6 protein-coding genes are annotated in these 10,253 nt (G+C 62.5%); 2 read left to right on the forward strand and 4 right to left on the reverse strand.

Annotation, left to right across the window (positions count from 1 at the left end; translation table 11 throughout):
* The coding region (locus BJQ17_RS28695; protein WP_175442768.1) for an MFS transporter at positions 1 to 888 on the reverse strand (888 nt) is incomplete at its 3' end.
* A gap of 5 nt (positions 889 to 893) precedes the next feature.
* Positions 894 to 1,697 carry a 2,5-didehydrogluconate reductase DkgB gene (gene dkgB / locus BJQ17_RS28700; protein ID WP_070096959.1) on the reverse strand — a complete coding sequence of 268 codons (804 nt, stop codon included), beginning with the start codon at positions 1,695 to 1,697 and terminating at the stop codon, positions 894 to 896.
* Positions 1,698 to 1,901: 204 nt separating this feature from the next.
* Between dkgB and BJQ17_RS28705 the strand changes: the two genes are divergently transcribed.
* On the forward strand, positions 1,902 to 6,089 hold the full coding sequence (locus BJQ17_RS28705; protein WP_070096960.1) for an NEL-type E3 ubiquitin ligase domain-containing protein: 4,188 nt from the start codon (positions 1,902 to 1,904) through the stop codon (positions 6,087 to 6,089).
* Positions 6,090 to 6,135: 46 nt separating this feature from the next.
* Here BJQ17_RS28705 and BJQ17_RS28710 read toward each other — a convergent pair whose 3' ends face one another.
* Both BJQ17_RS28710 and BJQ17_RS28715 read right to left on the reverse strand, forming a co-directional pair.
* The gene (locus BJQ17_RS28710; protein ID WP_003250391.1) at positions 6,136 to 6,630 is read right to left on the reverse strand and encodes a DUF934 domain-containing protein; all 495 of its coding nucleotides are present in this window, start codon (positions 6,628 to 6,630) and stop codon (positions 6,136 to 6,138) included.
* Positions 6,614 to 8,266 (reverse strand): nitrite/sulfite reductase, encoded by a 1,653-nt coding sequence (locus BJQ17_RS28715; RefSeq protein WP_003250394.1) that lies wholly within the window; start codon positions 8,264 to 8,266, stop codon positions 6,614 to 6,616. Before BJQ17_RS28715 ends, BJQ17_RS28710 begins: the two co-directional genes overlap by 17 nt.
* A gap of 213 nt (positions 8,267 to 8,479) precedes the next feature.
* On the opposite strand from BJQ17_RS28715, the gene BJQ17_RS28720 reads away from it, so the two are divergent.
* Complete coding sequence (locus tag BJQ17_RS28720) at positions 8,480 to 9,556, forward strand: ABC transporter substrate-binding protein (protein WP_004575747.1); 1,077 nt, start codon at positions 8,480 to 8,482, stop codon at positions 9,554 to 9,556.
* Positions 9,557 to 10,253 lie beyond the last annotated feature (697 nt).

A 10,253-nucleotide genomic window follows, 5' to 3' on the forward strand; every position in this document is an offset into this window, starting at 1 on the left:
GATGTGGCTACCCAGTACCAGGGGCATCGACAGCATGATCAGCGTCAGCACGGCGAGGAAGATCTTCGCCGCGCCATCCAGCGACCAGTCGGCCAGGCGGCCACCCAGGCTGTTGCCAAGGGTGAAACCAACCCCGATCAGTACCAGTCCCAAGGTTACGAAGCCGTCCGAGGCACCGGTCAGTTCGGCCAGCACCGGCGCCACATAGGTGTACAAGGTGAACATGGCACCGGCACCGAGCACGGTGGTGGCCATTGCCAGCAGCACGCTGGGGCGGGCAATGACCGCCAGTTCCTTGCGCACGTGCGGCACGCTGCCGCGTTCACCCTTGGGCAGGGCGTACCACAGCGCGGCCATGGCCAGCAGGCCGAGTACGGCGGTACCGGCAAATGCCATGCGCCAGCCAATCTGCTGGCCGATCCAGGTGGCGGCCGGCACGCCGCCGATGTTGGCGATGGTCAGGCCCATGAACATGGTGGCCACGGCGCTGGCCTGTTTCTCCTTGGGCACCACGCTGGCTGCCACCACGGCTCCCAGGCCGAAGAACGCACCATGGTTGAGGCTGGTGACCAGTCGCGAGGCGAGCAGGGTGTAGTAGTCCGGCGACAGTGACGACAGCAGGTTGCCAAGGGTGAAGATGGCCATCAGCGCCATCAGCGCAGCGCGCTTCCCAAAGCGGCTGAACAGCAGGGTCATGATCGGCGCGCCGACCATCACGCCAATGGCATAGGCGGTGATCAGCATGCCGGCGCTGGGGATGCTCACCTCCACGCCCTGGGCGATGACTGGCAGTAGCCCCATTGGGGTGAACTCGGTAGTGCCGATGCCAAAGGCGCCAATGGCCAACGCGAAGAGCACGCGGCCGGGTCTCATTGTTTGAGCAGTCATCAGTGTCAGTCCCAGGTTGGCGCCAGGCCGTCAGGGCTGACCTCGCGGCCATTGCGCTCCAGCTTGGCGATGCGTGCCATATCGTCGGTGTCCAGCTTCAGGCCACGGGCAAGCAGGTTGCTGGCCAGGTTTTCACGCTTGGTCGACGACGGGATCACGGCATAGCCCAGTTGCAGGGCCCAGCCCAGGGCAACCTGGGCGACGGTAGCCTTGTGCTTGGCGGCGATCTGGGCCAGTACCGGGTCTTTCAGCACTTTGCCGTAGGCCAGGGTCATGTACGAGGTCACGGTGATCCCTTGTTCCTTGAGGAACGCGGTCAACTTGCTGTTCTGCAGATAGGGGCTGAGCTCGATCTGGTTGGTGGCGATTTCCCCTTTGCCGACCACGGCAATGGCTTGCCTGGTCAGTTCGATGTTGAAGTTGGAAACGCCGATCTGGCGAGCCAGGCCTTGCTGCTTGGCGTCGGCCAGGGCCTTCATGTACTCGGGCAGTTCTACGCCATTGCCCGGCGCTGGCCAGTGGATCAGCAGCAGGTCGACGTAGTCGGTGCGCAGCTTCTGCAAGCTGTCACGCAGGCTGGGGATCAGCTTGTCGGCGGCGTAGTTGTCGACCCAGATCTTGGTGGTGATGAACAGCTCGCTGCGCGGCACGCCGCTTTCGGCGATGGCCTGGCCCACTTCGGCTTCGTTCTTGTAGATCTGGGCGGTATCGATGACGCGGTAGCCGACTGCCAGGGCAGACTTGACCGAGTCGATGACGGTTTGGCCGGAGAGGCGGAAGGTGCCGAGGCCGAAGGAAGGAACGCTCATGGGGTTGCTCCTGAATAGGGGGAGGATCATGTGATGGCCAGTGTGCAGGTTTGAACGGCAGCGAATAAGCCGCCATGGCGCCAAAGTCCTTTGACCTGTAGTCACAAATACATTTTCAAGCTGTGCATTTACTACATAAATAGGGCCCGAGGGGACTGGAACCTTGTTCAGCTAGCGCTTTTTTATCAAGCGTTGAGGCTGCCCATGACCCCTTCAGTAATACCCGCCGACTCCATCGATGCGCTGATTGCCCGTCAGCTGCCAGGCTGGCTCAAGCGCGCATCTGCCCAAGAGCTGACAGGGCTGCGCGCCGCTGCTTTGCGCCAACAGCGGGCGCAGGACCACGTCGACGCCTGGTTAGGGGCTATAACCCCCTTGGATGAGTTCGCCGAGTCGTTGCTCAAACGTGCACCCGAGGCCCATTCGATCAAGCAGGTAGATTTGCGCCAGGCTCAGCTCAGGCTGGTGACCCTGCAGCCAAAACCGTCGATATCACCTGCTTTACCAAGCACGTCAACACGCATCGTCAGCACCCAGACGCTTCTCTCGGCGGCACTGCATAACTTCCACGAAAAGGAAATGCAGCCTGGCTGGTTCGCGGCCGGGTCGCAGTTGGTCACTGCCAGCGGGCACCTGCTGCCGCTAAGTGCGCAAGCTTTTGTCCGCCTTTGCAGAGACATCGATATTGGCAGGCGTTATCAAAGCCATTTGCAATCGAAGCTTGAAGGCGAGGGGGTGGCCGTCGAGAGTGCCCTGGAGGAGGCGATGAGCGCCAACCTGGCGCTTGCTGCAATCGCCGCAAGAATCAAGGGTGAAATCGATGAGCAGACCTGTCAGTGGATCAACCAGGTGGTGGGCACAGGGTCTTTCCTGCCAGCCGACAACACCGTATTGAAGTGTCACACCCTGCGGCTGTTGGGCAAGGAGGTCATTGGCGCACTGGTGATCGAAGTGCGTCAGAACGCCCGCCTGCTTGGTGTTATCGCGTGGTTCCCTGAGGACCCGTATGCCCCGGTGAGTTGGCACACCAGCTGGGAGCTGCTGTACATGACCCTTGGCATACGTTTGCGTAATGAAGCGTATCGGCGCTACTTCCAGCGCTTCGTCGCAGAGCGTGATCGCGTCGCCTTCTGCGCGGCGCTGAACGCGCTGCTCAGCCACGGTAATACCGTTCTCCCGCTTGAGCTGGATGGCCGCTGTTTTGCGATCGAGGGCGACGTGTTTGTCGCGCTGCGCCAAGCCCGGATCGACAAAATGCTGGATGACGCACGGGTATTGGCGGTATCGACAGAGGATGAGGATGTCGCCGACCGTCGCGCACGTTTGCAGGGCTATCTGGATTTGGGGTTGAGCGTGGCAGGCCTGGCAGCGCTGTTTGTGCCTGTGTTGGGGCAGGCCCTGCTGGGGCTTACGGTGGTGCAGCTGGCAGGTGAGGTGTACGAAAGCTACCAGGATTGGCAGTTGGGTGATCGCGACGCCGCATTGGGTCACTTGTTCAACGTGGCCGACACGGTTGTGATGACGGCGGTGACGACGGCCGGGGCGACGGCACTTGGCAAGCTGGCCCAGCGAGTGGCGCAGGTGGATGCCTTGGTGCCGGTAAGCCTGGGCGATGGCCAGTTGCGGCTGTGTGACCCGTCCTTGTCGGGCTATCAGCGTGAGGGCGTCGATCTGATGGTAGGACAGGCCGTGAATGAAACTGGCCGTTCGCTGAGGCGCCTGCACGATGCTGTCTATGAGGTGAGCGAAGGGGACGATGGCGCATGGCGTATTCATCACCCATCAAGGCCACAGGCCTACGTACCGGCACTTGAGCACAATGGTGCCGGGGGATGGGTGCATGAGTTCGAACAACCGCAGCGCTGGCATGACGCCGCCTACATGGTGCGCCGCCTTGCCAGTCGCACGGCGCAGGTGCCCGATGAGGCGGTGTCTGTGGCGTTGCAGGCCACGGGTTTCGAGGCTGACAGCCTGCGCCGTTTGTTACTGGAAAATGCGCCCCCGCCGGCACGCTTGCTCGATGCCATCGAGCGCCAGCAATTGCACCGTGATTTCCCGGCGTTGCGAGGTGAGGCTTTCGAGGAGGTCTTCAACGAGCGACAGATCAGCCCGCAAGCAGCAGACCGGGTCTTGATGCGGGACTTCCCAGGCCTTTCCCACCGCTGCGCACGGGAAATCGTCGAGGGGGCCAGCAGTGTCGAGATGGAGAGCCTGACGGGCGCAGGCCGGGTGCCCTTGGCCTTGGCGGAACGTGCACGCTGGGCAATACGCGACAGTCGGATAGACCGTGCCTGCGCAGGGTTGCGCCAGGCCGCGGCAGAAAATGACGATACCGGCAAGCTCGCGCTGGGCCTGCTCGATGCCATCGCCCCCTGGTCGGCTGGGGTCAACGTTGAGCTGCCTGCCGCGGGCAGGGGTGGGTTGCTGCAGACGTTGAGACGGCAACTGGACAGCCGCCAGCGACAGTTGCTTGGTATTAGCCAGATGACGGATGACGCACTGGGTGAGCGGCTTGGGCGTGAGGCGCTCGCTGACCGTGAAGCGGCGGCCCGAATGATTGGGCTGGCCCGTGTGGGGCAGGGGATTCGCCCTCCTGTGCGGTTGTTCGATGGGCGTTTGGGCTACCCGCTCAGTGGCCAGCTGACAGGCACCCGACAGGCACTGCGGCGCACGTTGAACCACGTGTTCCCGGTGATGAGCAGTGAGCAGCTGGAGGTCTACCTGCAAGACCTGGCACAGCGGGGGGTGGACCCGTGGGACCATGTCAGCCAACTGTTACAGGCCAAGGTCAGCCTCAAGCAGGCATTGCAAGGCTGGCGAAATGACGCAGGGCTGAACATTGTTCGCCGCCTGCGTCGTATCAAGGTTGCCAGGCGCATTACGGCAAGCTGGCAGCGCTTTACCCCTGGAGAGGTGGCGGGTGACTACCACCTGACCCTCGTGGGTGAGCGGGTGGGTGACCTGCCGGCTTTGCCTGAAAATGTGAGTTTTGACCACATCACGCACCTGACCCTACGCGATATGCAGCTGACGAGCCTTGATGCGGGCTTTCTTGGTCGCTTCAGCAAGGTGCGCAACCTGGACTTGCGGAACAACCGGCTGACACGCCTTCCTGCAGGTATCGAGCAACTGACCGAATTGAAAAACCTGCGCCTTGGCGGCAACCAGATCGTGCTTTCCAGCGAGGATAACCTGCGTTTGAGCCAGCTTGTGGAACTGCGCCGCCTGGAGCTTAACGGCAACCCGGTCGGTTTGCTGCCACCCTTGGCGTCTTTCCCCCTGCTGCGCCGGCTGTCCTTGCGCAACACCGGGCTGGGCGAACTGCCCGCTGATCTGGCCAGGCACGGTAATCTGGAGTTGCTGGACATGCGTGACAACCAAATCCAGACGCTGCCTGAAGCGTTGTCCCTAGTGCCGCTTCGCTTGTGGCGGGGCCTGGAGCTGCACGACAATCCGCTCTCGGACGAAACCCTGCAGCGCTTGCAGTTGGCCAGGGCGTCGGCCGGGGCTGCTGAGCGTCGACGTGCAGCTCATGCCACTTCGATCCCGAACGCTGCAGCCCCTTGGTTTTCAGGGTTCACGCCAGCCCAGCGCGAGGTGCGATTGGCGAGCTGGAACCGCTTGAGCCAGGAAGCCGGGGCGCAGGATCTGTTTCGCTTTTTCTCTGATTTACGCGCCCTGCGTGAATACGACGCACAACCGCGCGACCTTCAGGCGCGGGTGTGGCATATCCTCGAAGCCTGCGAACAGCACGCTGAAGTACGCGCGAGCCTGTTCGAGCAAGTTGCCCGGCCGCGCAGTTGCAGCGACGAGTTGCTGCTGACGCTCAGCGAGCTGGAGGTTGGCGCGCTGGTCGCCAAGGCCGGTGCAGCCGGTACCGGGTTGCAGAAGGAGCGGGCGCTGGTCAGGCTGGGGCGTTCATTGTTCCGCCTGGACAAAGTCAACGCAATTGCCGCGCGGCATATTGCGGATTACTTTTCGAACGATCCCGTTGAGGTTTACCTGACCTATCGCGTCAGGCTGGCGGATAGCCTCGACCTTCCCGTGCAGCCCAGCCATCTTTCGTATGAGAGTTTCAGCGGGGTTGGCCGCGAAGACCTGGACGCCGCGCGCAGCGAGGTGCTGCGGCAGGAAACGCCACAAGCCTTGGCGCAGGCGCTGGCAGATCGATCCTTCTGGCAGGACTACCTGCACGAGCAGCAGGCGGCGCGCTTCAGCCGCTTGGACGAGCCTTTTCAGCAGCGCCTGGATGCGTTGCTCGAACAGTCGAAAACGCTGAGCGATGGCGACTATTTTGCCCAGGTCGAGCATATCTGCGCAGCGCGTGAGGTCGCGAAACGGCAGCTTTTGCTTGAATTGAGCCGAGAGGCAATTCAACGCCACGGCCTATGAACGAAACAGCCCGCCGAGAGGCGGGCTGTTCGCTGGGGCGGGACGATCAGCGGCGGCGGAACAGCGGCAGCGGTTCGTCGGTGGCGGCCTGGTAGGTCACCGAGAAGTCCTTCAGGCTTTGCAGCGCATCTTCCGGGTCCTTGTCGGCACGGATGGCGAAGGCGTCGAAGCCGCAGCGGGCCATGAAGAACAGCTGGTCGCGCAGCACATCGCCGATGGCGCGCAGTTCGCCTTTGAACTTGTAGCGGTCACGCAGCAGGCGCGCATTGGAGTAGCTGCGGCCGTCGGTGAATGCCGGGAAGTTCAGGGCGATGACCTGGAAGTGGTGCACGTCTTCACCGATTTCCTCCGCTTCCTGGTCGCTGTCCAGCCATACACCCAGGCCGCCATCGCGAGCCTTGAGCACATGGGCATGGTCGCGCCACATTTGCAGCGGCACGATGTAGTCGTCGCAGTTGGTCAGCTCGTCAAACGAGGTTTCCTTGGGCAGCAGGTGCCAGGTTTCGTCGACGATCTGGTTGTTCTTAATGATTCGCTGCATAGACGCGTTCCTTGAAGGGGTCGATGCCGATACGCTGGTAGGTGTCGATGAAACGCTCTTCCTCGGTACGTTGCTCGACGTACACGGCGATCAGCTTCTCGATCACATCGGCCATGTCATCCTGCGCGAAGGACGGGCCAAGGATCTTGCCCAGGCTTGCGCCGCGTGCGGCGTTGCCGCCCAGCGACACCTGGTAGAACTCCTCACCCTTCTTGTCCACGCCGAGGATGCCGATGTGGCCCACGTGGTGGTGGCCGCAGGCGTTCATGCAGCCGGAGATGTTCAGGTCGATTTCGCCGATGTCGAACAGGTAGTCCAGGTCGTCGAAGCGGCGCTGGATGGACTCGGCAATCGGGATCGACTTGGCGTTTGCCAGCGAGCAGTAGTCGCCACCCGGGCAGCAGATGATGTCGGTCAGCAGGCCGATGTTCGGGGTAGCGAAGCCGCCTTCGCGCAGTTCAAGCCACAGCGCGTGCAACTGGCGCTGCTCGACGTCGGCGAGGATGATGTTCTGCTCGTGCGAGGTGCGCAGGAAGCCGAAGCTGTAGCGTTCGGCCAGGTCGGCCACGGCGTCCAGCTGCTTGTCGGTCAGGTCGCCCGGGGCAACACCGGTAGGCTTGAGTGACAGGGTAACAGCCACGTAGCCCGGGCGCTTGTGGGCGCGGGTGTTGCGCGAGCGCCAGCGGGCGAACCCTGGGTGCTCGGCATCCAGGGCGGTATAGTCGACGTTGTCGAGTGCGAGGTACTCGGGGTCGACGAAGTGGCGCGATACGCGTTGCACTTCGGCTTCGGTCAGGGTGGTGGTGCCGCCACGCAGGTGGACCATTTCGGCCTCGACCTTTTCGGCGAACACTTCCGGGGTAAGGGCCTTGACCAGAATCTTGATCCGCGCCTTGTACTTGTTGTCACGGCGGCCGTAACGGTTGTACACGCGCAGGATGGCGTCGAGGTAGCTGATCAGGTCCTGCCATGGCAGGAACTCGTTGATGAACGAGCCCACCACCGGGGTACGGCCCAGGCCGCCACCGACCAGCACACGGAAGCCCAGTTCGCCGGCCGCGTTGCGCACGGGCTCCAGGCCAATGTCGTGCACTTCGATGGCGGCGCGGTCTTCCTGCGAACCGTTGATGGCGATCTTGAACTTGCGTGGCAGGTAGGCGAATTCCGGGTGGAAGGTGGTCCACTGACGGACGATTTCACACCACGGGCGCGGGTCGACGATCTCGTCTGCGGCCACACCGGCGAACTGGTCGGTGGTGGTGTTGCGCAGGCAGTTGCCGCTGGTCTGGATCGCGTGCATCTGCACGGTGGCCAGCTCGGCGAGGATGTCGGGGATGTCTTCCAGCGCCGGCCAGTTGAACTGCACGTTCTGGCGGGTGGAAATGTGGGCATAGCCCTTGTCATAGTCGCGAGCGATCTTGGCCAGGGTGCGGACCTGGTTGGCGTTCAGCTGGCCGTACGGCACCGCGACACGCAGCATCGGCGCGAAACGTTGGATGTATAGGCCGTTCTGCAGGCGCAGAGGGCGGAATTCTTCTTCGCTCAGCTCACCGGCCAGGTAGCGGCGGGTCTGATCACGGAACTGCTTGACGCGGTCCTCGATGATCCGCTGATCGTACTCGTCGTATACGTACATAAAAGTCCTGTCTCAGGCATGCAGCTATTCGCGCGCACGGCCGCGCACTCCGGTACGGAGCCGGGGAACGATAGCAGGTTGCGGTTATGCGCTAAAGTGATGTTTTTGCATATGAAAAGAACCAAATGGACTATGTGAGATTGACTGCCATTTGTGCGCTGAGCATCGCCAGGCGTTTATAATCCGGCGTTTGCTTCGCAGAGATGTGACCCCATGCTCAAGGCCCTGTGCCAAAGCTTGTGCCTTGCCTTGCCACTGGTGGCAAATGCGCAACCGGCTTCGGTGGTGTTCCTCAACCCGGGGCTGTCCACCGAGACATTCTGGACCAGCTATACCCGCTTCATGCAGGCCGCCGCGGACGAGCTGGGCATGACCCTGCAGGTGCAATACAGCGAGCGCCGAGCCGACCTGGCACTGGCCCAGGCCCGGGCGATCCTGAGTGCGCCGCAGCGTCCGGATTACCTGGTGCTGGTCAATGAGCAGTACGTGGCACCGGAAATCCTGCGGTTGTCGCGTGGCACCGGGGTGAAACTGCTGCTGGTCAATAATGGCCTGACCGCCAGCCAGCGCCTCAGCATCGAGGCCCAGCCCGGCAAGTATGCCGAGCCACTGGGTACCTTGATGAGCAACGACGAGCAGGCAGGCTTCCAGATGTTGCACCTGATGCTCGCGCAGCTGCCTCGCGACGCAGGGCCGGTGGATCTGGTGGCTTTTGCCGGGGTCAAGACCACCCCGGCCTCGCAGTTGCGCGTTGAGGGCATGCGCCGCGCTCTGGCCGATTTCCCTCAGGTGCGCTTGCGGCAAGTGGTATACGGCGGCTGGAACCGCCAGCGCGCCTACGAGCAAGCGAAGCAGTTGCTTGAGCGTTACCCGGCCACCCGGTTGGTGTGGTCGGCCAATGACCAGATGGCTTTTGGTGCCATGCAGGCGTTCGAGGAGGCCGGGTACACGGCGGGTCGTGACGTGCTGTTCGCGGCCGTCAACAGCTCGCCCGAAGCGTTGCGCGCACGTATCGATGGGCGCTTGAGCGTGCTGATGGGTGGGCATTTCACCCTTGGCGGTTGGGCCATGGTGATGCTGCACGATGACGCCCACGGGCTGGCGTTGAACCGCGACGGCCTGCGCGAGCGCCGTGTTCCGGTATTGCAGGAAATCGATCAGGCCAAGGCCAGGCGTTGGCTGAAGCTGTTGGAAAGGGACGACTACGGCGTCGATTTTCGGCGTTACAGTGCTGAAGGGCGCCCGCCCGGTTACCGTTACCCGTTTCTGGCGTCACCGGTCGAATATTGAATGACCCTGCTTGAGGGAAGGGCATTGCTCGTCTTAACTGCTGGTGGTGAAGTGCATTCCCATAACCACTACAAGAGGCAATGCAATGGGAAACTCAACCAAGGTCCGCAAAGCTGACAGCAGCGTCGATGCCTGGGCGATCCTCTGCCTGATCGTTCTGGTGGTGGTCACTGCCGTGTATTGGGTCAGCCACCAGTGACTTGAAACTCAAGACCGTGATGTAGCAGGGCGCCTGTGGGAGGGAATCTCGCAGGCGCTTTATTATTGCCTGTGGCCGCCTCTTCGCGGTGAAAACATATCCCTTGAGAATGGCGCGGGACCGTCGTAGGAGCGGGTTTACCCGCGAAAGGGCCGGCCCTGCTGGCCAATATCCACCCGCCGTTCACCGTTGCGGCCGCGACCGTATTCGCGGGTAAACCCGCTCCTACACACGCATCGCTGGTTGGGGAAAGGCCGTCGTAGGAGCGGGTTTACCCGCGAAAGGGCCGGACCTGCTGGCCAATCTCCCCCCGCCGTTCACCATTGCCGCCGCGACCGTATTCGCGGGTAAACCCGCTCCTACACACGCATCGCTGGTTGGGGAAAGGCCGTCGTAGGAGCGGGTTTACCCGCGAAAGGGCCGGGCCTGCTGGCCAATTACCACCTGCCGTTCACCGTTGCCGCCGCGACCGTATTCGCGGGTAAACCCGCTCCTACA

The organism is Pseudomonas sp. NBRC 111139, assembly GCF_001753955.1.
In the GTDB taxonomy this organism is placed as follows: Bacteria; Pseudomonadota; Gammaproteobacteria; order Pseudomonadales; family Pseudomonadaceae; genus Aquipseudomonas; species Aquipseudomonas alloputida.

Bases quoted from the DNA above. Each gene is read 5' to 3' on its own strand.
- dkgB (WP_070096959.1), bottom strand. From the start codon at position 1,697: ATGAGCGTTCCTTCCTTCGGCCTCGGCACCTTCCGCCTCTCCGGCCAA.
- BJQ17_RS28705 (WP_070096960.1), top strand. From the start codon at position 1,902: ATGACCCCTTCAGTAATACCCGCCGACTCCATCGATGCGCTGATTGCC.
- BJQ17_RS28710 (WP_003250391.1), bottom strand. From the start codon at position 6,630: ATGCAGCGAATCATTAAGAACAACCAGATCGTCGACGAAACCTGGCAC.
- BJQ17_RS28715 (WP_003250394.1), bottom strand. From the start codon at position 8,266: ATGTACGTATACGACGAGTACGATCAGCGGATCATCGAGGACCGCGTC.
- BJQ17_RS28720 (WP_004575747.1), top strand. From the start codon at position 8,480: ATGCTCAAGGCCCTGTGCCAAAGCTTGTGCCTTGCCTTGCCACTGGTG.